26 protein-coding genes are annotated in these 26,476 nt (G+C 63.8%); 16 read left to right on the forward strand and 10 right to left on the reverse strand.

Going from position 1 to position 26,476, the window contains the following annotated elements:
* Positions 1-16 precede the first annotated feature (16 nt).
* A complete protein-coding gene (locus tag AC4D1W_RS13130) occupies positions 17-808 on the forward strand; it encodes an IclR family transcriptional regulator (RefSeq protein ID WP_490899030.1) in 792 nt (263 codons plus the stop codon).
* 1,014 nt (positions 809-1,822) lie between these two features.
* Here the strand turns inward: AC4D1W_RS13130 and AC4D1W_RS13135 are convergent.
* The 3 genes from AC4D1W_RS13135 to AC4D1W_RS13145 all read right to left on the reverse strand — a co-directional run bounded on the left by AC4D1W_RS13135 (position 1,823) and on the right by AC4D1W_RS13145 (position 4,200).
* Positions 1,823-2,092: a hypothetical protein gene (locus AC4D1W_RS13135; protein WP_490899031.1), complete on the reverse strand. Its 270-nt coding sequence runs from the start codon at positions 2,090-2,092 to the stop codon at positions 1,823-1,825.
* A gap of 543 nt (positions 2,093-2,635) precedes the next feature.
* Entirely contained in the window at positions 2,636-3,121 is a 486-nt protein-coding gene (locus tag AC4D1W_RS13140; protein WP_490899032.1) for a hypothetical protein, read from the reverse strand.
* Positions 3,122-3,597: 476 nt separating this feature from the next.
* Positions 3,598-4,200: a helix-turn-helix domain-containing protein gene (locus AC4D1W_RS13145; RefSeq protein ID WP_490899033.1), complete on the reverse strand. Its 603-nt coding sequence runs from the start codon at positions 4,198-4,200 to the stop codon at positions 3,598-3,600.
* 90 nt (positions 4,201-4,290) lie between these two features.
* On the opposite strand from AC4D1W_RS13145, the gene AC4D1W_RS13150 reads away from it, so the two are divergent.
* From AC4D1W_RS13150 to AC4D1W_RS13180, 7 genes are all read left to right on the forward strand, one after another.
* Positions 4,291-5,220, forward strand: coding sequence for an NAD(P)/FAD-dependent oxidoreductase (locus AC4D1W_RS13150; RefSeq protein WP_490899034.1), 930 nt, complete (start codon positions 4,291-4,293; stop codon positions 5,218-5,220).
* Between the two features lie 57 nt (positions 5,221-5,277).
* Complete coding sequence (locus AC4D1W_RS13155; RefSeq protein ID WP_490899035.1) at positions 5,278-5,532, forward strand: putative antibiotic biosynthesis monooxygenase; 255 nt, start codon at positions 5,278-5,280, stop codon at positions 5,530-5,532.
* 373 nt (positions 5,533-5,905) lie between these two features.
* The gene (locus tag AC4D1W_RS13160; protein WP_490899036.1) at positions 5,906-6,691 is read left to right on the forward strand and encodes an oxygenase MpaB family protein; all 786 of its coding nucleotides are present in this window, start codon (positions 5,906-5,908) and stop codon (positions 6,689-6,691) included.
* 481 nt (positions 6,692-7,172) lie between these two features.
* Complete coding sequence (locus AC4D1W_RS13165; protein WP_490899037.1) at positions 7,173-8,405, forward strand: saccharopine dehydrogenase family protein; 1,233 nt, start codon at positions 7,173-7,175, stop codon at positions 8,403-8,405.
* Between the two features lie 281 nt (positions 8,406-8,686).
* Entirely contained in the window at positions 8,687-10,333 is a 1,647-nt protein-coding gene (locus tag AC4D1W_RS13170) for a hypothetical protein (RefSeq protein WP_490899038.1), read from the forward strand.
* 361 nt (positions 10,334-10,694) lie between these two features.
* Complete coding sequence (locus AC4D1W_RS13175; protein WP_490899039.1) at positions 10,695-11,417, forward strand: potassium channel family protein; 723 nt, start codon at positions 10,695-10,697, stop codon at positions 11,415-11,417.
* 754 nt (positions 11,418-12,171) lie between these two features.
* Complete coding sequence (locus AC4D1W_RS13180) at positions 12,172-13,701, forward strand: molybdopterin-dependent oxidoreductase (RefSeq protein WP_490899040.1); 1,530 nt, start codon at positions 12,172-12,174, stop codon at positions 13,699-13,701.
* 213 nt (positions 13,702-13,914) lie between these two features.
* Here AC4D1W_RS13180 and AC4D1W_RS13185 read toward each other — a convergent pair whose 3' ends face one another.
* Positions 13,915-14,055, reverse strand: a complete 141-nt coding sequence (locus AC4D1W_RS13185) for a hypothetical protein (RefSeq protein ID WP_490899041.1) — start codon at positions 14,053-14,055, stop codon at positions 13,915-13,917.
* Between the two features lie 132 nt (positions 14,056-14,187).
* Between AC4D1W_RS13185 and AC4D1W_RS13190 the strand changes: the two genes are divergently transcribed.
* Complete coding sequence (locus AC4D1W_RS13190; RefSeq protein ID WP_490892928.1) at positions 14,188-14,334, forward strand: hypothetical protein; 147 nt, start codon at positions 14,188-14,190, stop codon at positions 14,332-14,334.
* 592 nt (positions 14,335-14,926) lie between these two features.
* Here AC4D1W_RS13190 and AC4D1W_RS13195 read toward each other — a convergent pair.
* Both AC4D1W_RS13195 and AC4D1W_RS13200 read right to left on the reverse strand, forming a co-directional pair.
* A complete protein-coding gene (locus AC4D1W_RS13195; protein ID WP_490899042.1) occupies positions 14,927-15,244 on the reverse strand; it encodes a hypothetical protein in 318 nt (105 codons plus the stop codon).
* 53 nt (positions 15,245-15,297) lie between these two features.
* Positions 15,298-16,419, reverse strand: a complete 1,122-nt coding sequence (locus tag AC4D1W_RS13200; protein WP_490899043.1) for an AI-2E family transporter — start codon at positions 16,417-16,419, stop codon at positions 15,298-15,300.
* A 389-nt stretch (positions 16,420-16,808) separates the two neighbouring features.
* On the opposite strand from AC4D1W_RS13200, the gene AC4D1W_RS13205 reads away from it, so the two are divergent.
* Genes AC4D1W_RS13205 through AC4D1W_RS13215 form a run of 3 tightly spaced genes read left to right on the forward strand, consistent with a single transcriptional unit; the run spans position 16,809 to position 18,884 of the window.
* Complete coding sequence (locus AC4D1W_RS13205; protein ID WP_490899044.1) at positions 16,809-17,369, forward strand: hypothetical protein; 561 nt, start codon at positions 16,809-16,811, stop codon at positions 17,367-17,369.
* 58 nt (positions 17,370-17,427) lie between these two features.
* Positions 17,428-18,216 (forward strand): PRC and DUF2382 domain-containing protein, encoded by a 789-nt coding sequence (locus AC4D1W_RS13210; protein ID WP_490899045.1) that lies wholly within the window; start codon positions 17,428-17,430, stop codon positions 18,214-18,216.
* Between the two features lie 41 nt (positions 18,217-18,257).
* Positions 18,258-18,884: a hypothetical protein gene (locus AC4D1W_RS13215; RefSeq protein ID WP_490899046.1), complete on the forward strand. Its 627-nt coding sequence runs from the start codon at positions 18,258-18,260 to the stop codon at positions 18,882-18,884.
* 514 nt (positions 18,885-19,398) lie between these two features.
* Here the strand turns inward: AC4D1W_RS13215 and AC4D1W_RS13220 are convergent.
* Positions 19,399-20,751 carry an ATP-binding protein gene (locus tag AC4D1W_RS13220; RefSeq protein ID WP_490899048.1) on the reverse strand — a complete coding sequence of 451 codons (1,353 nt, stop codon included), beginning with the start codon at positions 20,749-20,751 and terminating at the stop codon, positions 19,399-19,401.
* On the reverse strand, positions 20,748-21,422 hold the full coding sequence (locus AC4D1W_RS13225; RefSeq protein ID WP_490899049.1) for a response regulator transcription factor: 675 nt from the start codon (positions 21,420-21,422) through the stop codon (positions 20,748-20,750). Before AC4D1W_RS13225 ends, AC4D1W_RS13220 begins: the two co-directional genes overlap by 4 nt.
* Positions 21,423-21,563: 141 nt before the next feature.
* Between AC4D1W_RS13225 and AC4D1W_RS13230 the strand changes: the two genes are divergently transcribed.
* Positions 21,564-21,899: a PepSY domain-containing protein gene (locus tag AC4D1W_RS13230; RefSeq protein ID WP_490890958.1), complete on the forward strand. Its 336-nt coding sequence runs from the start codon at positions 21,564-21,566 to the stop codon at positions 21,897-21,899.
* A 166-nt stretch (positions 21,900-22,065) separates the two neighbouring features.
* Here AC4D1W_RS13230 and AC4D1W_RS13235 read toward each other — a convergent pair whose 3' ends face one another.
* Entirely contained in the window at positions 22,066-23,013 is a 948-nt protein-coding gene (locus AC4D1W_RS13235) for a DUF4031 domain-containing protein (RefSeq protein WP_490899050.1), read from the reverse strand.
* A 186-nt stretch (positions 23,014-23,199) separates the two neighbouring features.
* On the opposite strand from AC4D1W_RS13235, the gene AC4D1W_RS13240 reads away from it, so the two are divergent.
* Positions 23,200-24,309: a WD40/YVTN/BNR-like repeat-containing protein gene (locus tag AC4D1W_RS13240; RefSeq protein ID WP_490899051.1), complete on the forward strand. Its 1,110-nt coding sequence runs from the start codon at positions 23,200-23,202 to the stop codon at positions 24,307-24,309.
* A complete protein-coding gene (locus tag AC4D1W_RS13245) occupies positions 24,306-24,593 on the forward strand; it encodes a MoaD/ThiS family protein (protein WP_490899052.1) in 288 nt (95 codons plus the stop codon). Before AC4D1W_RS13240 ends, AC4D1W_RS13245 begins: the two co-directional genes overlap by 4 nt.
* A 5-nt stretch (positions 24,594-24,598) precedes the next feature.
* On the opposite strand, the gene AC4D1W_RS13250 is transcribed toward AC4D1W_RS13245, so the two are convergent.
* On the reverse strand, positions 24,599-25,798 hold the full coding sequence (locus tag AC4D1W_RS13250) for a CHAD domain-containing protein (RefSeq protein WP_490899053.1): 1,200 nt from the start codon (positions 25,796-25,798) through the stop codon (positions 24,599-24,601).
* Positions 25,799-25,894: 96 nt separating this feature from the next.
* Between AC4D1W_RS13250 and AC4D1W_RS13255 the strand changes: the two genes are divergently transcribed.
* Positions 25,895-26,464 (forward strand): MOSC domain-containing protein, encoded by a 570-nt coding sequence (locus tag AC4D1W_RS13255; RefSeq protein ID WP_490899054.1) that lies wholly within the window; start codon positions 25,895-25,897, stop codon positions 26,462-26,464.
* The last annotated feature ends 12 nt before the right edge of the window (positions 26,465-26,476 follow it).

Consider the following 26,476-nt stretch of genomic DNA (forward strand, 5'->3'; position numbering starts at 1 on the left):
CGATAAGCTGAGGCACATGAGTTTACAGGCTTCCACCAGCGGATATCGAGATCGCAACAGCACAGCGGACCGCGCACTGACCATCCTCGAGATGTTCAACGAGGCGAAGCTCTCGGTTTCCGCCGTGGAGGTGGCCGCAGCACTGTCGGTGGCCCGGTCTACGGCCTACCGGTACCTCGAGTCACTGGTTTCGCGCGGTTTCCTCGAAGAGTCGCCCGCCGGAGGCTTCCGATTGGGACTCCGGATCCTCGAATTGGCGCGCGTGGCCCGACAAGGCTATGGGCTCTCCGAGGTGGCACTGCCTCAGATGCGTGCGCTATGCGATCGATTCGGAGAGGCGGTACTGCTCACGCGACGGGCCGGAACTTCCGTCGTATGCCTCGAGCGTGAGGCACCCCTGGGTCGGCTGCTGCGCATCTCCTATGAGCGCGGTAGCCAGCTGCCCCTGACGGCTGGCGCTTCGGCGCTGGTCCTGCTCGCATGGCTGGACGACGCCCAGGCCCGCGAGCTGTTCGACGCCATTGAACGGCCCCGATTCACCGAACGCACCCTGTCTGAGCCGGAAGATCTCTTGGCCCGGCTGCATGAGATTCGCGCGGCCGGGTACGCGATGACCCACGCAGAGGTCGACGCCGACGCCCTCGGCATTGCCGCCCCCATTTTCGATCCGCGCGGAGAGGTCGCCGCCGGTTTAAGCGTGGTGGCCCTGGGCAGCCGCGTGGACGCCGAAGAACGCCAAGAGATCATCACGGCCGTCCGGAACTCGGCCGAGCAAATCAGCAGCACCCTTCGTACCGCCGCCGGATAACAAATAGGCCACCCTCACCGCTCTGCGTCGCGCTCCCCGCCCCGTTCCATCTCAGCCCACGTATGGAGGCAACCCACGTGAGTCTCATAAGTTCACGGTATCTGTGCCCGCCCGTCGATATGCGACATCGACACCGTGCCTTACCTGCGCCGGCTACCGTGATTTGCAAGTGGCAAGTTGCTGTTGCCACATCAACTTTCGGGCGGCCGGCCGTCAACCTTTCCAAGCAACTCGTTGAACAAGACGCCAGTCAGGTCACGAAGTGCTTGATTCGTGTAAGGGATAAAAGGTACGTCGAAAATTCAGTCTGCTTCATTCAGAAATGGAAATGTAACCGCCTCAGACCCTTCGGGAATGCCACCCGATCGGCTCTTATCTCCGGAGAAGATAATGCGGAATCCCCTTCCATCTTCCGTTCTGAAGCTAACCCAGTTCGACACGGGAGCCCCTGCTGGGTGGTCTAACAACGTGCGGTACTGGCGGGCATGCTCCAGTGATTCGCAGGCAGATCCGGCGGCCGGGTAAGCCCTGGAGACAGCTTCCATAAACTTCTTCATGCTGCGAACGGGCAGACTGTTGAAGACCGCCGGAAAAACAACTGTGACGGCGGCAAGGCTAGACAAGATTTTTATACAAGCCTTGGAAGGAGCTCTCGTAGCGGTCTTACACATCATGCTGGTTCATAGCCCCATCGACCCATCCGGGTACTGGGCAACGGAAGCGGGACGACGCTTAGGACCGAGCTGACGAGCGGGGTGAACAAAATCCACCACCCAAACTCAGATCGGGATGCTCGACCGGAAAACTCTGCGTAGTTGGTGAAGCCCGTCTCGATTGCTTCGAAGAGAGTCAAGAGCGGCTCCTCTCGAGGTCGCTTTGTTGGTTGGTTGGCGGTCCACTACTCAGGTCGAGTTTTCACAGATTGGAAGGGTGCGTAGTCGATGCCGGCCAGCTCGACGCTTCTGTTCCAAAGCCGAACGGCTATGTTGCGGTCCAGCACGCGTCTAACAGGTCTTACGAGAGTGGGTGCACCACGGATCTCGCCCGGCCCGGAAGGACCGTGAAACTCCCCGCCCTGATATCCGGGTGCGTTGCGGCATACAGGGTCGACAAGGCACCGGCAGCGCCGGACTGGCTCATCAGCTTGATGAAGCCGCTGAAGAAATCGAGCATGGTTGATGGCTGCATACCCGCCGTCAGGTTCGTACTGGCCGGGCCAGGGTGGGCGGTCACGGACGTCAGGTCCGAACCAGCGGCGCGTGCCCGGCGGTCGAGCTCCATCATGAAATACAGGTTGGCGATCTTACTCTGTCCATAGGAGTCCCACCGGCGGTAGCCGCGTGTCGACTGGAGGTCGTCGAAATTAATGCGTCCGCGCTTATGGGCGAGGCTGGAGAACGTGACAACGCGGGCCCGACCCCGCCTCCTGCAGGTTGGGCAGCAAGAGACCTGTCAGGGCGAAGTGGCCGAGGTGGTTGGTACCGAGCTGGAGTTCGAACCCATCCGCAGTCGTGGCCCTCGGAGTTGCCATGACTCCGGCGTTGTTGATGAGGATGTGGATCGGCCCGGTGAGCCCGGCCGCGAAGTCCCGGGACGGATCCGAGGCTGGCAAGGTCCAGCACACGCATGTTCACCCGTCCGTTTCCCGTAGTGAGCTGACCCGCCGTTCGGCTTCGTGCCCATGCTGCTCGTTTCGACAAGCTAGGACCACGTCGCGGCCACTACCTGCCAACCCGACGGCGGCCTGCAGTCCAAATCGGCTGTTGGCACCGGTGAGGACGGCTCGTTTACCCGTTAGGTCATTTACTGCATCCACCGTGAAGTTACTCATCGTGTTCCGGCCCTGCCGGCTGGCAGCCAGCGGTCACCACGCTTGGTCACGTACTGCCGGACCAGGTACGGCCAGGGAAGGATGACGAGGACAATCACGAGCAAAGAGCAGTTGATGGCCACACTGGCGGTGGCGCCGTTGAGGTCGTCACCGGCGAGCCAGAGCGGCAGCGCTACTGTGCTTAGCCAAATCACCTTCCACACCAGCTCAAACAGCAGGAGCGGGATCATCTGCACCGGGTAGCGGACACCTAGGAAGAACAGCAGCGACAGCGCAACGAGCATGCACAACACCACACCTTCCATCAGCACCAAGGACGAGTCATGCCCGATCAGGAGCGGCCACCGGGTGACTGCCAGGCCGAGGGCCATGAACAGGTAACCCGCACGCAGCAGGTAGAGACGGGGGAGGGAAAACGTTTGGCTGGTCGACGTGGCGGATGCCGCGTCTGGGTTGGGCTCAGTTGTTGCAGGGGATGTCATGGCATTCTCCTAGTTCTATGAGCTGCACAGGTGTGAAGCTCATATACAGAGGGTGCGCTGCCGCGAAGACGCGGTTAAGTTTTGTTGCCAAAACTGGGACGGCAAGACCCGCACGATGCTCACAATCGGAAGGTGGATGGCAACGCTCTGTGGGCATCGCCAGGTACTCCCCGCCGGGCGATTCATCGCAAGCCTCAACGGGCGGGCCACGTCATCCATGCCGGAGGGATGGTAAGTGATGATCCAACACGAGCAACTATGGCCGTGCGGGAATGCTCGACCTCGGCACAGAGACTTACCAAGTCGCTGAGGTGGAATCAGTTTGCTTTGACAACCCGCACCGGGACTCGATCGCTGGACCGTCGCAAGCGAAAGGGCGGATCTAGCTTCTACAACTCATAATGATGACGTTCCTGGCGGGTCCCACGTTGGATCTGAATTTTCACGAGCGGCCTGTCGCGTTTTCGTGCGCGTTACTAGGCTTTATCTCTTGTGGACTTAGCGCGGACGTGCATCCGCTCGCCCTGCCCGCCAAACACACTGAGAACTTCCGCCGGCCGTTCCCCTGTGCTGCCGAACCAGTGAGGTACGTGAGTGTCGAATTCAGCTACCTCTCCAGGGCCTAAAACCAGGTCATGATCTCCAAGGACAAGCCGCATACGGCCCGAGAGGACGTACAGCCATTCGTATCCCTCATGGGTTTTCAGTTCCGGGGTGGATTTGGAGGTGGGAATGATGATTTTCCACGCCTGCATCCCTCCAGGCTGGCGGGTCAGCGGGATCACGGTACGTCCATTGGCGTTGGCTGGCTTCAGGCGGATGCGCGGGTCCCCGACCTCCGGGGCGCCGACCAGCTCATCCAACGGAACGTGAAACGCTAACGCCAGGGGAAGGAGGAGTTCCAGGCTCGCACGCCGCTGCCCTGTCTCAAGCCGGGAAAGCGTGCTCTTGGATATACCAGTGGCCGCGGAAAGGCTGGTCAAGGTGACACCGCGCCGGGTGCGCAGTTGCTTCAGTCGGGCGCCAATGTGGTCAAGTGTTGCCTCAATCGCAGTTGTCTGGTCATCCACAAAACCCATCCAATCACCCGCAGGACCCACCGCACCTCTGCATTCCCGGAAACAGCAACGTTCGTTGGCAGGCCCGGAGTGCGTGGGCACTCTAGGGTTATGAGCAATTATGACGCAGTAATCATTGGCGGCAGTGCCGCCGGATTGTCGGCAGCACTGGTTCTATCCCGAGCCCGCCGCAGGGTTCTAGTGGTTGATTCGGGTGCTCCGCGGAACGCCCCGGCTTCACGGATGCACGGATTCTTATCTCAAGACGGTCTACCGCCAGCCGAGCTCCTTGCCATCGGCAGGGCCGAGGTGAAGGGCTACGGTGCAGAGGTCCTTGAGGGAACTGTCACGGAACTGATCCGCTGCGGACAAGACCGGTTCCAAGTGCTGCTCTCCGGCGGCCAACGTGTTGCCGCACGGCGCCTGCTCGTGGCCACCGGCCTGCGCGATGAACTGCCCGACATTGAAGGCCTCAGCGACCGGTGGGCACGCGATGTTCTGCATTGTCCGTACTGCCATGGATACGAGGTCCGCGACCAGCAGCTTGGAGTCATTGATAGCTCCCCCGAGGCCGTACGCTACGCACAGATCGTTCGACAATGGACCCAAGATTTGGTCTTGTTCGTACCGGCCGGGTCCCTAACCGTTCCCCAGCGCTCCGAGCTGCTAGCCCGGGCCATCCGGATAGTCGAAGGCACCGTGAAGCGGGTCGTTGTAGAGAATGACCGCCTCCTCGGAGTGGAACTGGATGACGGCCGCATCGTCCGCCGTGACGCGTTGTTCGTGCCGCCGCGCTTCCTCCCGAACAACGACCTTCTGACCGGCATCGGCTGCCAGACTGACGAAACAGGCTGGCCCGTCAAGGACAGTACCGGCCTCACCACTGTTCCCGGCCTCTGGGTAGCGGGCAACGTGTCCAACCCGCGGGCCCAAGTCATCACCGCAGCCGGCGAAGGATCCGCCTCCGCCATGGCAATCAACGCCGACCTCATTGAAGCCGACGTCCGAGACGCCGTCCACAACTTCAACCTCGGCATCTGACAAGAAACTTCGACACACTGCCCGCCCATTCCGCCCATAGACACTCCTGGAGTACCGATGTCCGCATCCACCGCGACCCACCGCCCCACACCACCAACGAAACACCAGCTCGCGCTGATGATCTGGCTGGCCGTCTTCCCCACACTGACCATCATCAACCTTGCCTTCGGGCACTGGCTGGAAATGCTGCATCCTGTCCTGCGCACCTTCGTGCTCGCCACTATTGCGGTTCCCATCGTGATTTACGGCATCATGCCGCACCTTCACCGCCTGCGCGGCCGCATCCTCGCCCGAGGACATCAGAGGGCTTGATATGTGATGGCCTAGGGAGCGGATGTTCTGTCTGGTCCCTATACAGGCGGATCGGGCACCACACTTCGCCAATGTGTGGACCCCACAGGGTCAGAACCCATCCTCGCGGTCCAGAATGGCCGTAATGGTTTAGCACCTGGTTTCTGATACCAACTGAAACGACCAGCACACAAATCAACGCTGCAGGTCACAAACGGTCCTTTTTACACCTGCACAGACGCCAATAACAGCCCGGCAGCCGCGGCCGCACCGGCGGACGCCCATCCGGGTACGGGCCTTGCCGGCAGTGAACCGGGGCCAGGCATGAGAACGCCCTGCCGGGGCCATCCGGACCTGCCACAGCCCCGGAAAACCGCTCGGGTATAGTGTCTGAATGGTTCGTGGACTTGCCGACATCGGGGCGGAGGGTGTCTTGCTTGCCGGCGCGGGGCGCGCCGTGCTGCTGCAGATCGCCCATCCTGCCATCGGTCATGCCATCGCTGAACACAGCAACTTCTCCGAGCGCCCCCTGGACAGGCTCCGCAGCACGATGAGCTACGTGTACGCCGTGGTCTACGGCACCTCGGGCCAGGTGGCCGCCGTCAGGCGTGCCGTGAACCGGGCCCATGCCCGTGTCCGCCGCCAGCCGGACGCCGCCTCGAGGGGGTACAACGCCTTCGACGCCGAAACCCAGCTCTGGGTGGTGGCAACCCTGTACGACACAATGGTCACGGTCCACGAGAAGATCCACGGCCCGCTCGACGAGGCCTCGGCCGATGTTGTCTACCGCGAGTACGCCAGGATCGGCACTGCCCTGCAGCTGCCGGAGAAAATGTGGCCGGCTGACAGGGCGGCCTTCCGTGAATACTGGAACCGCACCCTGGCCGGACTGGAAGCCGACGAGGTCGCGGTGCGCGTTGCACGTGACCTGCTTTATCCGTCAGCCGGACCGGTCGTGATGCGCCTGGTCATGCCGCTGGCGCGCCTGATCACGGCAGGGCTCCTGCCGCGCCGGCTTCGGAAGGACTTCCGGCTGCCGTGGAACCAGCGGCACCGTCTGTGTTTCAAATGCACGATAAGTCTGTTGGCCAGGGTTTATCCGCTGCTTCCGCAACGGATCAGGCACTGGCCGAAGAACTATTACCTTGACCAGCTCGCTCCAGCGTCGGGCCACACATAGCAAGGCCGGCACCGTGCGGCTACCCCGGAGGCAAGGAGCCGGCAGCCCAACGCCGATAACGGCCCATTATGTTGACCAAACGGTACGAGCATTGGAGTCACTCGTCGCGGCTTGGTTCCCGAGCGGCCATCGTCGGGAGGATGCAGGACGGTGCTGATGATGTTCTTCCTGATGGCTACGGCCAAACGCTCGAGGCTCTAAAGCGCCGTGTCCGCGATGCCTGGCGTCGGACCTCTCGGCGGCCTTCGATTAGATCGACCCACTAACCGACAGGGATGAATAAGACACCACTGCCGCCGCAGATTGGCTGCTCACGGTGTACTCGACGCAACACCTGACGAGTAGATAATTGGTCAGGGCATCGGCCCTCGCGATCTAGTGATGATCTGCGATCTAGTTTCAGGGGACGGGGCGCTTCAGCTACAGGAGAGGTAGGCACTTCTCCGCGTCGGTCCGGCCGCTGCCGTGGAAGACTGCTGGTATGGAGGCCCCAGCGCGTGACCACGACCTCGTCCTCTTCGGTGCGACCGGCTTCGTCGGTGAACTGATCGCCGGATATCTTGCGGACCACGCTCCGCCGGACCTGCGCGTGGGGCTCGCCGGGAGGTCGAGAGTGAAGCTCGAGGCCGTACGGTCCAGGCTGCCCGTCGCCGCACACGACTGGGCCCTCATCGAGGCCGACTCGGATCACCCTGACTCGCTCGCTGCGCTGGCCGCGGGCACCAGGGTTCTCTTCACCACGGTGGGTCCCTACGCGAAGTACGGACTGCCCGTCGTCGAGGCGTGTGCCCGCGCCGGCACCCACTACGGGGACCTGACGGGCGAGGTGTCCTTCATCCGTGAAGCCATCGACCGTTGCGACACCCTGGCAAGGACTACCGGTGCACGGATCGTCCATGCGTGCGGCTACGACTCCGTCCCGTCGGACCTCGCAGTGCTCCTCCTACACCGTGCCGTGGAGGCCGACGGCGCGGGCAGACTGACCGAGGTGCAGCTCGTCGCCAGGGCGAAGGGTGGCTTCAGCGGCGGCACCATCGAGTCGATGCGTGGGCAGCTCGACGGCATGCGGTCGGACCCTGTGCTGCGATCGCTCGCGGGCGATCCCTACTCCCTCAGTCCGGACCGGACTGCGGAGCCCTCGACCCGGCAGCCGGCGGACCTGGGGTGGGTCGGCCGTGCGGAGGACGGCCTGCGGACCGCGCCCTTCATCATGGCGTCAACGAACACGCGGATCGTGCGTCGCAGCAATGCCCTGCAGGGTTGGGCCTACGGTCGGTCCCTGCGGTACGGCGAGGTGATGGGTATGGGGCGGGGGCCCGCCGGCGCCGTCATTGCCGGAGCGACGGCGCTCGGCCTACGGGTGTTCGGAGCCACACTGGCCCTACCTCTCACGAGGAAACTACTGGACCGCGTCCTTCCGTCGCCCGGTGCGGGCCCGAGCGAGGCCGCGCGGCGCTCAGGCTGGTTCCGTTCCCAGGTGACTGCTTCCACAGAGAGCGGCCGGCGGTACCGGGCCGTCGCAGCCGGGCCCGGCGACCCGGGATACGCCGCCACCGCCGTGATGGCCGGGGAAACAGCGCTCTCACTTGCCCTCGACGGCGACCGCCTGCCGCCCGCTGCAGGATCGCTGACCCCGGCGACCGCCCTCGGCGACGTCCTGGTTGAGAGGCTGCGCGCGGCAGGCCATACCTACGAGGTCATTCCCCTCACCTGACGGACGCCGAATCGGACCACAGTCCGCCCTAGTGCGTCTCGAAAACCAAAAGCTTTCTAAGAGCCAGCCATTCACCGAGCAGGTCCGGTTGCGCCAGGGGTCGAGCTTCGGGGCGTTGGGCATAGGCTAAGTGGAGGAACCTTTCGTGAAAGCAGGCAGTTATCGTCCTTCGTCTCCGGCGCACCAGTGTGGCCCTTGCCCTTGTGGTCCTTGTCGCAGCGACGGGCTGCACAACTGATCACCCTCCGAGACCTGGGGTGACCGATTCGGCCATATCGCCCGTGCCCACTGTTGAGTTGGCCCAGCCGGCCGCGGCAGGCAGCGAGGTCGTGACCGGCACCGGGCCCCAGGTTTCCGTGCAGATGAGCCGTGCGTTGTTTGAGCGCAGTCCGGCAGCGGTCGTGTTCGCCCGTCATGCCGAAGGCGGTTATTCCCTCACTGACGCACAATTCGGCCCCGCCGCCAGTGCGGCGGCCGGCCTACACATCCCGCTACTCGTTATTGGCCCCGGCGGTGAGGGCGTGGCGGAGATCGCTGCCGAGCTCGAGAGGTTGGGGGTTGAGACGATCGTGGGCTACGGCGATCCCGCCGCGGACTGGGCGGCGCTTCTGGGTTCGCGGGACATGCTCGCCGGACCCACCGACGCTGACGGTTTCGAATCGGTTCTGGGCTTGGAGGTCACGGAGGAGCCGGTACAGGCACCGGATGTGGTGGCCGCGGTCAGCGGCCTGGAAGGCAGCAACCCGCGGTTGATCCATATTTCCTCGGATACGGCCGGCCCACCGGCTTCGGTACCCCCGGCCGGATCGGCATCGGCGCAGCCCACCGCATCCGGTGCCGGCACGGGCTTGGCAGGTTTGGCGACGATGACGCAGCTGCCGGAGTTCCAGCCCGCAGGGCAGACGTCCCCGGCGCTGGTGCTGGCAACAGGTGCGTCCGCTCCCGCAGCCCTGGCGACCGCCCGGGGGGCAGGGGCCAACGTCGAAATCGTTACGGATGCCGATCCGCGGTCCACCCCGGCCGCGGTCGAAGCTGTCCGCAGCCACGCAGGCTCGCCCATCCTCGCGGTCGGGGACGCCTTCGGCACCCAGGCCGGATTCGCCGCACACACCGCGGTCGCCGCCACAGGCGTGCAGTTGCCCGGGGGAGGCCAGACCGTCTTTCCCGGCCGGCGCATGGTGGCCCTCTATGGACACCCGAGCGGCCCGGCACTGGGAGCCCTGGGGGAACAAGGAATTGAGGAAACCATCGCCAGAGTCAAGGGACTCGCTGCCCAATACCAGCCCTTCAGTGATGAGCCTGTCATTCCGGCCCTGGACCTTATAGCCACGATCGCCAGCGCTGAACCCGGTGACGACGGCGACTACTCGACCGAGACGACCTTGGAGGATCTTCGCCCATGGATTGACGCCGCCGAGAAGGAAGGCGTCTACGTGGTGCTGGACCTGCAATCCGGGCGAAGCGATTTCCTGTCCCAGGCGAAGCTGTACAAGGAGTTCCTTGCACGCCCCTCTGTGGGACTTGCGCTTGATCCTGAATGGCGTCTGGCACCGGGCCAGCAGCCGCTCGAGCAGATCGGCACCGTCGGTGCCGCAGAGATCAACGCGGTCTCGACCTGGCTTGCGGACCTTACGCGGGACCGCAACCTGCCGCAGAAACTCCTCATGGTCCACCAGTTCCGCATCGACATGATCAACGACCGCGCAGAATTCGACACCTCGAGGACAGAGCTGGCCATCACTCTGCACGCCGACGGTCATGGCACCCCGGACCAGAAACTCGAGACCTGGGCCGCCCTGCAGTCCGTGCCTCCCGAAGGGATCTGGCCCTCGTGGAAGAACTTCTATGATGAGGACCAGCCGATGCTCACGCCCCAGCAGACCTACACCATCGTTGATCCGAAGCCGTGGCTGGTCACCTACCAGTAGGACCGTGGTGATGCTGCTCTACTGTTCGGCAACGGCGACGTAGGAAATCCCGCAGGTCGAGATTTGCCATATGAACTCCTAACTGCCGCCCTTTCAGCGACAGACACCCCACCTGCTCTACTCATTCTCAAAGGGTCCGACACCCTGGAGGGTGCCGAGGTCCTTCTGATTAAGTGAATGCCGATAACGGCCCATTACGTTAGTCCAATCTGCACGGGCCGCGGTTGCTCAAGCATGTCCAAACGGTATTTCGGTTCATATGGCGAGGAGGGTGGTAAATCAATTCCCCTGGCTGTGGGCCTACCGCCCATGCGTGTTCACGGCTGCAGGCCCTCCCGAAGGAGGTCAATAGGATAACGCCATGACTCAAGAAGCGTGGCGTACCCGTACCGAGTGGCCGCTGGCAGGTGCCGCAGTGGTGTTCCTGATCGTGTATTCGGTCCAAGTGATTGGTCAGCCCGAGGGCCGGTCCGAAGACATCCTTACTACATTCCTGTGGGTCATATGGGCGGTGTTCCTGGTCGATTACGTCGTCATGCTGTCCCTGGCAGCGGATCGGCGCCTATGGTTCATCCGGAACATTCATGAGCTTCTGATCGTTGCCTTGCCCATGCTCCGCCCGTTGAGGCTATTGCGCCTGGTGACTCTGCTGCGGGTCCTACACCGGGCTGGCGGGCACGCTCTCCGGGGCCAGCTGCTCACCTATGTGGCTACGTCTGCAACCATCCTGTCTTATGCGGCTGCGCTGGCCGTTCTTGACGTTGAACGGGATGCGCCCGATGCGAACATCACCACGATCGGTGACGCGCTCTGGTGGGCAATGGCAACCATCACGACCGTCGGATACGGTGACCAATTCCCGGTCACCGCCCCTGGCCGTTTCATCGCTGCAGCGCTCATGATCGGCGGCATCGCCGTGCTCGGTGTCGTAACGGCGTCTCTGGCGTCCTGGCTCGTGGAGAGCGTGACCGCCGATACGGAAGCCGAGATCGAGAGTGATAATGCGCTGCGCCGAGAACTGAGCGACATCAGGGAGCAGCTGCAGCTACTCAACCAGAAGGATCCAAACTCGGACTCGAGGTAACAATTCGGTCCGTCCTTCACAGCCCACTACAACCGTCACACTCGGTGAATAGGACCGCTGGGGACCAACAGTCCAGCCTTGTGTTCGGAGCATTGGTATGTTGATGGATCCTCGCCTGAACACTATGCAGGAAATGCCAGCTAACTCGCTGGCATTTCCTCCGTCTTCCACAATCTAGCCCTTGAGTGGCCGGCTGCTGCGCCTCCTGCCCACATGGGCACGGCAAAAAGCTCCCCACGCTCCGCTGCTTTTCCCGCACACATCTGGACAGCAAGAATCAGAAGGCCCGCCTGCACACACCCACCACATCACCGACACGGGAGGACTCGCCTTGAGCAAGCGGTGGACGTGCACAGCCCCCTTCACGCTGGGCCCCTGATTACAGGCCCCTAGGCTACCGAAGGCACGGATGTCGACTGTTGATGGGTCATCCACCTGTGGGCGGGTGGAGCCCGAAGGATAGAGCTCAAAGCCGTCCATCTGTGGGTGAGCCGCCCAAACCGTTCACCCACCTCGAGAACAATGATTCACAAGTAGCGCGTCATGGGCTTCGTCGGTTCCGTGCCTGCCGATCACCTTTTCGGGTTGCCGGCAACCGTGTTGGCCACTATCGGCTGATGGCTAGGGTACCTAACGATTGCCTCACGATTGGATGGTTGGCGTCGGGGCTGAGCCCTTGCTGGTTACGCTGGCAGGATACGACGGACCAGACAGCGCCGACGCCGCTGCGTCAACGCTGGGGCAGGAACCCAAAGTGCACAGGAAATTGTGGTGGGCGGCGTTGGCCGGAGCGGTTGCGGTGGGCGTCGCCGCGGCCGCCGGTGAACTGGTTGCTCTTGTGGTCAGCCCTGCTGTGACTCCTGTGACCGCTGTCGGTTCGACCGTCATCAATGTGATGCCGCAACCGTTGAAGGAATGGGCGATCGCCACCTTCGGCACCGCCGATAAGGCCGTCCTGTTGATCGTGATGGCGGCGGTGATTAGTGTCCTTGCCGCGGTTGCCGGTGTTGCCGAGTTCCGCCGTCGTTACGTGGGAGCTGCGGTGATTGTCGTGTTTGCTCTCATCGGACTTGCCGCTGTCCTGGCCACACCGCAAGCAGAACCCGCGGCCATCGCACCACCGATCGTGGTTGGTGTAACCGGGGCGCTGATCATCGTCTCGCTCGGCCAGTTACTGCAGCGATGGAACAGCACTGAACTCGGTGACGGCAGCTCCGTGGCCCGGCGTCGTTTCCTGCAAGCCTCAGGCGCCGGCGCGGTCGTGGCAGTGGCCGGCGTCGTTGCCAGTACAACCCTGCGGGGTACGCAGACCGGAGTCGTCGAACTGCGCTCTGCCGTGACCCTTCCTCCACCGGTGAACCCCGCCGGTCCTATCCCGGCAGGCGCGACGGCGGGCCTGCCGGGAGTTCCGCCGATCGTTACTCCGAACCCCGAGTTTTACCGGATCGATACCGCTCTGGTGGTACCGCGGGTTGATCCTGCATCGTGGCGGCTCAGGGTCACCGGGATGGTGGAAAATGAAATCGAACTGACCTTCAACGAGCTGCTCGCAAAACCATTGGTCGAGAAGTACCTGACCTTGGCCTGTGTTTCGAATCCCGTCGGTGGAGATCTCATCGGCAACGCGAAATGGCTTGGCTGGCCCATCCGCGAGCTACTTGCCCAGGCGAGGCCGACCGCCGGCGCGGACATGGTGTTCTCCACCAGCGTGGACGGCTGGACCGCCGGCACCCCGCTTGAAGTTCTGACGGATGAGCGTGATTCCTTGCTGGCAGTGGGGATGAATGATGAGCCCCTTCCCTACGAGCACGGTTTCCCGGTCAGGATGGTGGTTCCGGGCCTGTATGGATATGTATCGGCAACAAAATGGGTGACGGAACTGAAGCTTTCGCGCTTTGAGAACGAAGTTGCGTACTGGACGGAGCGCGGCTGGACGGCCAGGGGACCGATCAAGACTTCCGCCAGGATCGACAGACCGCGCCCCCGTTCAGTGGTACCGGCAGGCACAGTGGTGATGGCGGGGTACGCCTGGGCGCAGAACCTTGGGATTGAGGCGGTCCAGGTCCAGGTCGACGGCGGAGCGTGGCAGCCAGCCGAGCTGCTGGCCGCGATTTCCGCGGACACGTGGCGCCAGTGGGTTGCCGAGGTAGTGCTCGAACCGGGTCTCCACGAGCTCGCCGTGCGGGCGATCGACGCAGACGGTGTCATACAGACCGCCGAGGTCGCCCCGGTCATACCAAGCGGCGCCACCGGCTACCACCGCATCACAGTGGAAGCCGAATAACCACCGGCCACCGTTTCCCTAGAACCATCACACCTCGCCTCGCCTGCCCTCGTTAGGCAGACATTCGAGAAGAAGAACGCACCGAGAAGCTAGACCGGCACGACCCTGGTTCGGAGGGACAGGACACACTTGCGCTTCGGCTCACCCCAGGTTGAACGTTTCTAGTCTGCGCCTTGCTACGCAGACCGCGACGCTAGCAGGAGCCTAGGCCACTCAGGCCGCCTCCGGCCGGTGCAAACGGTGCCACTGCAGCAACTGGGCGTGGGACTCGTCCCCCGTGTGTTTCCCGTCGCCATTGACGGTGCTGCGCCAGGCACCGAGCGTGTCGAGCCACTGGACCTGCACGGCACTCATGCGGCCGAGAATGCACGCGGAGGGTTGATCTACGACAGCAGGGGTACTTACCGTTTAACGACTGGCGCGTCCATCTGCAACCGGTGTATGGCGCCGCCGCGCCAGCGGTCCATTGCACACGAAGGAGAAGTCATGAGAAACGGACGCATGAATTCGTGGTGGAGAAAGGCGGCAGTAGCAGCAATACTGCCACTGTCCGCCCTAGGCGTCGTCGGATGCGACGATAACGCGGCGGAGGAGGAAGTCGTCGAAGAGGAAGTCGTCGAAGAGGGCGGCTAGGAACCGCTGAACAGTTCGTTGCGTTGCCTCGAAAACATACAGGGTTACCGCTGGAACCTGCCCATCCGTTGATTAGCACCTGTTTCACGCATGGATGAGAAAGGGACAGCAGACGTTGCTGTGGCGCTGGCCCGGGAGTCGTCCTGCTTCCGGCCAGCGCCTTCGTTTTGCCTGAGCACACCCCCCGGGTTTTCGTCAGCAAGCACCTTGCCAATTTCCCGTACATGTCCCGGCACGCGCGCCGGGGCCAGTTCAGGACAAAGCGCATCGGGCAAGGGTCCAGCTTGTGGTTGGCCCAGCCGTTTCCGGTGTATGGCCCTATGCCTAATTCGCTGCCTGTAATTCGATGAAGACCAGTTGGGGCGGTGCGCTGATTCTCATCGGCAGATTGCTGAACCGATCCCGCAGGTGACGAACAAGGCGTTTCCCTGCTCCCCGTATTCCTCCGGAGCGAATCCATCGGCCACCATGGTTTCCTTGGTGGTCCAGGCGAGCCAGGACCACTGCGGCTGCCCCGGGACCGCGATCTATCCGCAGCGGGTATGGCCGGCGACGGCAAGAGGTGCGCTGTCTGCAGGGATAGCTGGAAACGTTAGGGGTTGTGCATCATGACGATCCGCGGCTCCGCGTCAGGGACTCCGCTGAGGGCCTGGTCGACGTCGGCATAGCCCTTGTAGGCGGGGCCGATGCCAACGATGTGCAGAGGCTGACCCGCGCCATCGCTGCCGGTGACCGTTAGGGGCGAGGCCGCGTTCTGCAGCACCGTCACCCCGCGGGACTCCAGTGCTGCCGTGAGTTGATCGACGGCATCGACGAGGATCAGACGGGGCTCCACGAAGGTGCCATAAACGATGAGCAGTGCTAAAAACACCATCAGGCCGGCAGCCGCCGATTTGAACAGACGCTTCATTTTTCCTGTCCGAGTTTCCCGCGGATACTTCTGCGACGCGGCCGGAATTTGCTTTATCGCTGGTTTTGTTTCGGGATGACAACTTTTCGCAGCACAATGACTGCCGCAGCTGCCACGGGAACCGCGACGAGGGCCCCGATGATTCCACCCAATGTGCCTCCTGCCACCACGGCGATAACGACCAATGGTCCGGGCACCTTGACCATTGTGTCCATAATCCGGGGCGTGAGCAGGTAGGCCTCGATCTGCATGTAGATGAGGTAGTAGATGGCGGCCGCCAGCGCAGTCAGCGGTGAGGCGAACAGGCACACTCCGGTGATGATCAGGGAAGAAGCAATGGTACCCACCAGCGGTATCGCCGAACCCAGGAAGGCAACCAGTGCCAGCAGCAATGGAGTGGGAGCGTTGATGGTCGTGAGGAAAATGGCCGTGAGGACTCCGTTGATCAGCGACAACAGGAACTGTCCGGCGATATACCGGCTGATGGATTCGGAAATGTCCTCGGCGATACTCGCGAAGGGCGCCCGTACGCTGGCAGGAACGAGCTCATACAGGGTCGCTTTGGTTGCCCCCAGGGAGGAGGAGAAGTAGAGGGTGAGGATCAGGACCAGGATGACGCCCGTGACCGCTTCGGCCAGTCCCACTCCGAAGGACAGGACCCCACCTCCCACCATTGCAAGATTTCTCGGGCGACTGAGGAATACGGACAGCTGCCCGGTCACCGCACCGAGGTCCACAAAGTCGCCCAGCAGCGCCTCAGTCGTTCGGAACCAGCTCGACGCCATCACCGAGGCGATGAAGGCCGGCACCGCCCGTATCAGATCGCCCACTTCCCTGACCAGCAGCGGAATCAACCAGTACAGCACTGAGGCCAAGGCTGCGAGCAGTATGAGGAAGACCACGGCGACCGACGCCGGCCGAGGGAGTCGCCTGCTGAGGGCGCGGATTACCGGTTCAATTCCCAGCGCGGCGAAAAAAGCCAGCCCCACATAGGTCAGCAGCATGGCAAGGGATGAAACGACACCCCAAACTACAAGCCCGACACCCACACCCAGGGCGCCCGTAAGCCCGACACGAAACGCCCTGAATCTCTTCGGCTTTTTCTTCCCGCCAACGCCGGACGTCGCTGATTCCGGCGGAACTCCGTCAGGCGTGGCCGGATCAGTGGGCTGCATCCGCCCATTCTCCACCGCCCGACAGGGATTCGAAACCCGGCTCTCGGTCAACTCGATACAGCGCACCGGTGCATCACCATCGAACTTTCATGACCCCGTCTGGATCCCACCCTCCCCCGTCGTTGCCCGCCTCACATACGCGCAGCACAGATCCCGCTAAATCCTCTGGTACCGGCAGAAGAATCTGCGCTGCCCCAAGCAGCAATGTCACGCATATTAAGGGTAGATAACGCGCTGATAACGACGTCCGTAATGACGGTAACGGGTCGATCACCTCATTTTGATTCTCATTGCTAAGCCTGCTTACGGTGTTTGGGAGGCGCCGAACAAAACCCAACCACAAGACGGGCCGGACCGCGCCGCCGGACCCCAACCCTTTAGGAGCAGTCATGGGAACTATGACCAAACAGACCTGGATGAAGAAAGCAGCAGCACTGTCGATCCTGCCGATCAGCGCATTCGGACTGACGGCCTGCAACACCGAAGGACCCGAGCAGGGCACCGATGTGGAGGACATCTCCGAGGGCGAGGTCGCGGAGACTTCACCGGCACCCGAGGAGACCATGGAAGAGGTCACTGAAGACGCCGTCGATCCCGCTCTTGAGCCGTACGACGGCCCCTACGACCAGAACTTCTACGACGAAGCCGATGCCTATGTTGGCCAGGAAGTCACAATCTCCGCCGAAGTGACGGAAACCCTTTCGGATGACACCTTCGTGATCGCTGGTGCCGCTGGCACCGCCGTTGATCCGTTGCTGATTACCGAGGTGGAGGAGATCCCGCCCCTGGATGAGGGCCAGGTCGTCCAGTTGACCGGCACAGTCCAGCAGGACTTCGATATCGCTGCCGCGGAGGAGAAGCTCGGGATCGATCTGGAGGACGAGCTGTACGCCGACTATGTGGGAGAGCCCTACGTTGAGGCCATGAGCGGGGAAATCCTCGAGGACTAGTGATCACCGTCCTGCCATCCCAGTACGAAGTGCACCACAACTGGAAAAGGAGAACACCATGATTTCCCAGAACGACATCTCCCGGATCCTCGAATCCGGCGGCAAGGTCATCGGCAATGACGGCGACAAGGTCGGCTCCGTGGGCCAGATCTACGTCGATGATCAGACCGGCAATCCCAGCTGGGTCACCGTCGACACCGGGCTCTTCGGCTCCAACGAGTCCTTCGCACCCCTCGAAGGCGCAACACTTGAGGGCGACGACGTGCGCGTCGGATACTCCAAGGCCAAGATCAAGGACGCACCCAACGTTACACCTGACGGTCACTTGAGCGAACAGGAGGAGGCGGAACTCTACCGCTACTACAACATCGCGACCGGCGGCTACGCCGCCGGCGAGTACACCACCGGAACCGCCGGTGACTATGACCGTGCGACCGTCGGCCATGACACCTCCGGCCCGACCACGGACGATTCAATGACCCGTTCGGAAGAGCAGCTCCGCGTGGGCACCGAACGTCGTGAAGCCGGCCGTGCCCGGCTGCGCAAGTTCGTCGTCACGGAGAATGTCACCACGACGGTCCCGGTCCAGCGTGAAGAGGTCCGCATCGAGCGTGAACCGATCACTAACACCAACCGGGATGAAGCCCTCGCCGGCTCTGCCGCCGGCGGGGATGAGCACGAGGTCGTTCTCCACGAGGAGCGCCCCGTAATTCAGAAGGAAACCGTACCGGTCGAGCGGGTCCGCCTGGAGAAGGAAACCGTCACCGAGCAGCAGACCGTCAACGAGGAAGTCCGCAAGGAGCAGATCGACACCGAAGACGTCGACGGCACCCGGGACGGACGCTAACCAGCGCAGTCACTTGAACCAAACCGATTTCAGGAGGAACCATGAGCACCAGCGCAGGATCCGCCCACGATGGGTCAGACGACTACGACCACCGGCACGTCCGACATCATGACATCGACAGGGACCAGCGGGACCACCTGGTGGAACGGGAAGAGGAGAGGTTCGGCGGCGTCAAGATCGGCTCGGCCTTCTTCGGCTGGCTTACCGCCACCGGAACCGGTGTGCTGTTGACCGCCCTGGCCGCAGCAATATTCGGCGCAATCATCGGCAACCCCGCAACCACCAATGCAGATCCGCAGACCGCCAGTATCGTCGGGGCGATCATCCTGGCCGTGATCTTGTTCATCGCCTACTACTGCGGCGGTTACGTTGCCGGGCGAATGGCCCGGTTCGACGGTATGAAGCAGGGCATCGCGGTGTGGGTGTGGGCGATCGTCATCGCGATCATCGTCGGCATCCTCGGTGCAATAGCTGGCGCCCAGTTCAACCTCCTCGCCCAGCTCAACACCTTCCCGCAGATCCCCAACCCGGAAAACCTGACCACAGCAGGAATCATCTCGGCCATTATCGCCGCGATCGTCTCCCTCGCCGGAGCGATCCTCGGCGGCAAAGCCGGAATGCACTTCCACCGCAAGGTCGACGAAGCCAACCTCGTCGACAACCGGTAACAACCGAGCCCCACGGCTCCCAATCGGCCCACCTCCTACCCATGGAGGTGGGCCGACTACGTTCCTCTAACGGTCTGATGGACAGGTCGAAGGCCCCCTCACGGTTGTCTTTGGGATTCGGTTCCTGTCTACAGGAATTCAAGCGCAACGAGCTACCCTACGTGATCGGGGACGATTGGTGCTCTTCGATCAACGCGGCCATGGTTCCAGCGGTTGGGGCCGCTTCCGGGCAGCTCGACCGCATCGGAAACCCCATGTATGAGGCGTACGTGTCCGCCGGCCTGTGGTCACGACTGTTTCAGCCTCAGCGGCACCGTTTGTGAAGGCCCGGCCCGCTCGACACGACCGCGAAACCGATTGTCTATTCAGGTTCGATGCAGTGTGCGCCCGCCGTAGGCCGCATATTCGTGCATCGCGGCGGAAGTTGTTTCATTTGGGTTGCATGCCCATAGAGTTGGGGCGCAGAGCGGTCGCTAGAGTTCGGACCACATGCTCCGCGCAGTCCTCTGGGCGGTCAAGAGGTGGGAAGAGTCATCGTCACCGTTGTCCCGCTTCCGGCTTCTCCGCCCGTGATGCTCGCCGTTCCACCGTGCTCTTCGACGACGGCCCGCACGATCGACAGGCCGAGTCCGCGGGCGCCGACGGAGCGTGCGCCCGCAGAGCGGCTAAACCGCTCGAACGCTGAGGCCCGCAGTTCCGCGTTCATCTCCTCACCCTCGTCTGCCACCCGGATCGTCACCCCGCCCTCGTCCGCCGACGCGCCGATGCGGATCTCCCCCTCGCCGTGGCGCAGGGCGTTGTCGACGAGGTTGCTCACGGCCTGGTCGATGCGGGCTCGGTCTGCCCGCAGTGGCAGCGCATCACTGCCGGCCACGGTGATGACGCGCCCCTCGGCATTGGCCCGCGTCCCGAAGCGGTCCGCTACCGCACCCAGCACTTCGCGGAGGTCGAACTCCTCCTTCCGTAGGACGAGTCTGCCCTCATCGGAGGCCGCCAGGAGGAGCAAGTCCTCACAGAGGCGACTAAGCCGGTCGACCTCCTCGTTGACCGAGTACAGGGCCGCCGAGAGGTCCTCCGCGGAGCGGGGACGGGCGAGAGCCAACTCGACCTCCATCCGAAGCAGCGCCAGTGGGGTCCGCAGCTCATGGCCGGCCTCCGCCACGAACCGGCGTTCCCGCTCGAGGGCGACGTCGAGGCGCTCGAGCATGGCGTTGAGCGTGCTGCCCAGCCGGTGGATCTCGTCCCGGGCCGCCGGTAGCGGCAGCCTCTCGTCCAGGTTCCGCGCCGAAATACTGGCGGCCTGCTGCCGCATCCTGTCGATGGGCCGCAGGGCCGAACCGGCCACCGCGTATCCCAGCGCGGAGGCCAGGAGCAGCGCCAGCGGAACACCCACCAGGAACTGTGAGGACACGCCCTCCAGTGCGTCTTCCAGGTCCTCACGCGAAGTCCCGACCACCAGCACCTGCTCCCCTTGGCGACGGGACAGCAGCGTCGCCGGCTCCCGCTCTCCTTCGTCCGTCAGCCACACCTCACGGGTGAGCGCTACATCCCCGTCAATGGAGCGAGGGAGCTGCCCGGGAGTCAGCAGGGGTCCGGATACCTCATCGGAGGAGGCGACCACCTCCCCCGACGGCGACAGGACCTGCGCGAAAGACTCCCCGTCCATGGCCGAGGCGAGCCCGGGTCGTCGCGACGGATCCGCCTGCACCACGGACTCCAGCTGGGCCCGCAGGGACGTGCGCATCTGCTGCTCGAGAGTCGCTTCGACCCGGTAGTAGACGAAAAACGCCAGCCCGGTCAGCACCAGCGCCGCCGCCACGGCGAAGGTGGCCGCGACCTTCAGGCGCAGCGGCAGACGGTCCTTCACGAGTCGGCCTTCAGCCGGTAGCCTGCGCCGCGTAGCGTCTCCAGGGTGTCCCTCCCGAAGGGCCGGTCAATCTTCTCCCGCAGCTGGCGCACGTAAACATCGACGATATTGGAACGGGCCTCATAGCCCATGTCCCAGGCATGGTTCAGCAGCTGATCGCGCGAGAGTACCAGCCCCGGGCGCCGCATAAACGTCTCCAGCAGCGCCAGCTCCTTCGCCGACAAGTCGATCTGCTGCCCGCCGCGCCACACCCGGCGGGCAGCGGGATCGAGACGCAGGTCCCCGACCGTCAGCACAACAGGGCGCTCGACGGGCCCCCGCCGGGCAAGGGCGCGCATGCGGGCCAGCAGCTCCTCGAAAGAGAAGGGCTTGGCGAGGTAGTCATCGGCCCCCACGTCCAAACCCCGCACCCGGTCCTCGACCGCGGTACGAGCCGTTAGCATCAGCACCGGCGCCCACACGTGCTGGCTACGAAGGCGGCGGCAGACCTCGAAACCGTCCATGTCCGGGAGCATGACGTCAAGCAGGATCACATCGAAGTCGGCGAGGGCAGCAACCGCGACCGCGTCGCCGCCGGTGGCAGTAACCTCGACCGCGTCGCCCCGTTCCGTTAGCGCACGGTGTAGCAGGCTGGCCATCTTTGCCTCGTCCTCCACCACCAGAATCCGCATCCGGCACATCTTACGCCGGTCTCCCCGCCGGTCCGAGAGGGGCAGCACTCCCCACCGGAGTGGAGCGGGGCCGGTCCGGCATTCATCGTGGCCTCATCTTCGGCAGCTACCGTGGGAAACTCCAGACGAAAGGAGCACCACATGGCATTCCGTATCAACAAGAGGACCGGATCCCTGCTCGGCGCGGCAGTTCTCGTGGCCGCCTCCGGTGTCGGTGTCGCCGTCGCATACAGCGGCGGCGACGACGCCGGGGACGAGCCCATCACCGGCGCCGCTCTCCAGCAGGCCCAAGAGGCCGCCCTAGCCGAGACCGGCGGTGGCGAGGTCACCGAGACTGAGGTCGGCGACGAGGAAAGCCTCTACGAAGTGGAGGTCACTCTCGACAACGGCACCCAAGTCGACGTGCAACTCGATGAGAACTTCAACGTCGTGGGCACCGAGACCGAGGACGGCGCCGAAGAGGACGACGAGTCCTGAACCGGCCCCGCCGGAGCACCCGGTGGGAGAACCGCTCAGCCCCTGACCGCCTCGCGTGCAGTCAGGGGCTGGTCCGGCAACGTGCTGCTGAACATGATCATGAACAACGCAATGGAACGCACCGGTGCGGCCCCGTCGAACTCCACCCGGTAGCTCGCAGCCCGCTTCAGGATCGAAGCGGGCGGCCTCGGCCCGAGATGGCCCGGTAGTCGTTATCGCTGTACGTTGCCTCCGGACAGCGCAGCGTAGCCGCCTCTGCTTCCAGGTTCTGTTGAGCGTTCGAAGCCCACAGACGCCGGCCCTCCGCTGTTCGATAGAGCGGGTCCAGACTCAACAATCGGTCGACGACGGCGGCCCTCCCGCGGGTGAAGTAATCATCAGGTACGTGGGCGTACTCCTCGCGTACGGCTTCCACATAACGGCGATACCCACCCCCCGGCCGGCCCAAGACGGCCAGATCAGCGTCGCACAGGAGCTCCGCGGCCCGGTCACCGTATTCGGGGGCATGCGAAGCGGTCAGCAATACCAGCCGTCCCACCTCGGCCTGACACGCGATATAGCGCTTGAGCGACGACTCGGCCAGCGCAGCTGAAGCTTCCTCGTCCGCTCCCGCCTCACCGGCGTACACAGCGTCGTGGAACCAGGCGGCGAGCCGGACGTGCAGGCGCGTGTCGGCGTCGTCGTTCCCGTTGAAAAGGAGGTCTAATGCCTCGAGCACATCGAGCAGGTGCCCGGGGGTGTGATAGCGGCGATGTGGTTCCGACCAGCGGTCCAGAAGCTCCGCGCCCAACCTGGAGGCGCCGGGCAGGGTCTGATCCCACCGCGTCAGGAGGGAGCGGCGGAGGCGGTCGGGCCTTCGTCGGGCAGGCACCCGCAAGCCGCTCGCGATCAAAACGCGGACCAGCGTGCCGCCGTCGACCTCGTGCGCACCGAGCCCGACGAGCTGGCGGTATCGCCGGGCGGGAACGTCGTAATGGTCCACATCGAACGCGCGTTCCGGGATGCCGGCGCCGGCCGCGAACGTGTGCAGCTCATCGAGCGAGGTATCCGAGATGAGGTGCGAGAAAAGCGTGCCGTGTGCGGGCCAGAGCGGAGGATCAATATACACGGCCATGGAACCAAGCGTACCGACCGGTGGTTTCGCGCGGAGCGCCGGCGGGAGTGGACCCGGAAAAGCTCCCGGAAAACCCCTGTACAGCCGGAGGTCCCTGTGCCATTGTTTACAGTGTCTACATGCGGTGCCGTTCCTGGGAGATGCATCCACGGCGACCGCGTACGCCACTTCGCGAATCGAGTACCCATGGAAACCACCCTCCTTGCCATCGGCACGAAAAAGGGCCTATGGCTTGCAACCAGCACCGACCGGCAGAACTGGACCCTGTCGCAGCCCCACCACCTCATGTCGGAGATCCCCAGCATCGGAATAGACACCCGTGACGGGCGGACCCGGATCCTCGTGGGCATGATGGACTGGCATTGGGGCCCCACAGTCGTCTACTCCGACGACCTCGGCGCCAGCTGGTCCGAACCCGAGCAGGGCGCCATCAAATTCGACGAATCCGACGAGACCGCCCTCGGCCGGATCTGGCAGCTGCAGCCGGACTCGGCGCATCGGCCCGGCGTCGTGTGGGCGGGATGCGAACCGATCTCGGTGTGGAAATCGACCGACGGGGGCCAGCACTTCGAGCTCAACCGCGGGCTGTGGGATCATCCCCACCGCTCCGAGTGGGGTGCCGGATTCGGCGGAGCGGCGGCGCACACCGTCACTCCCAGCCCGGTCGAGGACACCGTCCACGTGGCCATGAGCACCGGCGGCGTCTACCGCTCCACTGACGGCGGCCAGTCCTGGGAGCCCCGCAACAAGGGGATCTCGGCGTACTTCATGCCCGACCCGAACCCCGAGTTCGGCCAGTGCGTCCACAAGATCGCCCGCGATTCCGAGAACCCGCAGCGCCTCTACGCCCAGAACCACCACGGCGTATACCGGTCCGACGACGGCGCCGAGACGTGGGAGTCGATTGCTGACGGGCTGCCGGCTGACTTCGGCTTCGTCATGCTGTCGCATCCCCGCCGCGGCGGCACCGCCTGGGTCATTCCGCTGAAGGCTGACGGTGAGCGCATTCCCCCGGACGCGCGCCTCGCCGTTCACCGCACGGACGACGCCGGTGCCTCCTGGACGCGTCTGGACAACGGCCTGCCGGCCAGCGAGTACAACGCCGTGCTGCGCGATGCTGCCGGGGTGGACACGGCAGAGCCGGTCGGCGTCTATTTCGGGACCCGCGGCGGTTCCGTCTATGCCAGCGCGGACGAAGGGGAAACTTTCACTGAAGTGGCAGCGCATCTGCCGGACGTACTCTGCGTCCGTGCCGCCGTCGTCGTGGGTTCCAGCGAGCCCGTTGACTCGCCATGAGCCCGGTCACGGTCCTCATTCCAACGCTGTTGCGGCCGTTCGTCGAGGACCGGTCCTCCGTCGAGGTTGTTCTGGAGGCTCCAGCGCCGGTCTCATCGGTCCTGGACACACTGGCGGATGGGAGGCCCATCCTCGCTCGACGAATCCGTGACGAGACCGGGGCGCTGCGCCGATATGTGAATATCTACGTGGACGGCGAGGATGTGCGCCGGGCCGACGGTCTTTCCACACCTGTTGAACCGCGATCCGAGGTGATGATCATCCAGTCGGTTGCCGGCGGCTAGGACGGTCACGCGTCCTTCGCCAACTGAGCGAGAAGTTCGTCGATCAGTACTTCGGAGCGACGAATCTCATCGCTGAACCTGCTGATCGCGACGCCCTGAAGGAGACCGACGTCGTAGCGGTCTCCTTCTTTCTCCAGTTCCACCGCTGTCCTTGACAGCCATTCATGCAGCACTGCCAGATCGATGATGTCGCCAAGTTCGCGCTGGTATCTCTTTGCGTCTTTGGCGGCCCGGCGGAGCTTCTTCCGCGGCCGGATCTCCGCGGCGTCCAATGCCGACGTGACGTAGCGGACGCGTTTCACCGCCTTGCGAACGTCATGGGCGTGGTGGAACGCTGCCTCTTCGCCTGCGCCCGCGTCCCGTGCCTCCGGGGACCGTGCCGCAATCCTCTCCAGCTTGCGAAGACTGCCCCGAAGCAGCCGGTTGGCGAGCTGGCGGGAGGACCGGCCGTGTACTGCGTCAGTCAGCGGAGGGCGGGAAGCGAATGCCTGTATATCCGCCAGAAGTATCAGATGCTCGTTGCGCTGCAGATGCCGCCTGACCACGCGCGAAGCACCGGTGAACTCTTCCAGCGCACGCTTCTTCAACGGGTCGAGGGCGGCGGGGTGCATGGCGCCTCCGAGCAATTCAACGCCGCCGGGCAGAAGCTCGGCGGTGACCTCGGCGTCCCGGGCCGCGCTGCACCGCCTTGCAAGGTCTCCCAGTCCCATCTCGAGGTTCTTCCTTTGGCGGACATCGAGGAATGGAGCCGCCGCCGTCAGCATGGCCCGGAAGGATCGGCAGGTCACGCGCAGTTGGTGTACGGCATCGGGAAGATCCAGTCGCACCGCGAGATCGCTTACAAGCAGCTCATCCGAGAGTCCCCGAAACATCACGGTGAGTGCTGCGGCTGCATCCCCGGGGTGTTTACGGAGGCCGTCATCGTCGACCTCGTGGGGACCGCTCTCCTGTTGGGGTTCGAGCGTGGCGTCCCCGGTAAGGCCGGCAAGGTGACGCAGCAGGGTAGCCGGGATGCCCATGGGGCGCGATTTCAGTCCGTTGAAGACTACTTCGTGGCGGTTTCCGGCGAATTGGAGCTTCACTATCCAGCGGACGTCGGAGCCCTGCCCACTTCTGACCAGCTCCACCGACCTTCGACGCAGCGCTGAACCGGCGGTGTCGTAGCTCGTCCCTGCGTGGCTTTGCCCCGGAACTTCGGCACTCATGGGTCCATCATCCCCCGGCATGGCAGTATCCGGCGTCGTGACGGGTGCGCGGTGCGGGCAGCACCTCACGGAAGGGGAACCGTTAGCTTTGAGTACATGCCTGTCTTCCGGTACGACGTCGAGATTCTGCACCTGCTCGTATCCCCTCAGCACGCCTACTTCGGCCGGGCACGTGACGGAGCGGCTGATGTTACGACGACGGACGCCGAGCAAGCCGAAGTTGTGGCAGGCAAGGGCATCGTTGGGGACCGGTTCTTCGGCAAGGCGGCGCACATGGACGCCGCAGTGACCGTATTCGCCATCGAAGCGTTGGAGTCGATCGCGGCGGAGCTGGGCGCTGGAACCTTGGATCCGATGCTGACACGGCGCAACGTGATCCTGAGGGGTGCACACCTGCCGCCGCTGGTCGGCCATGAGTTCACGCTCGAATCCGGCGGCGGCCGGGTGACGTTGCGGGGCGGCAGGCCAGCCCACCCGTGTGCATGGATGGACCGGATGCTCGCTCCGGGAGCGCACCCAGCGATGCGTGGACGTGGCGGTGTGCGGTGTCAGCCGGTCTCTTCCGGCCTGCTGCACCGAGGCCCGGCGGTGCTGGTGAGCCCCGTGGAACTCGATCCGTCGCAGGCCGGCGTTGCCCACCGGTTGAGGCCCAGCAGACTGCCCTGACGAAGTGCGGCA

It is taken from the genome of Arthrobacter sp. TJ-170 (assembly GCF_058269305.1).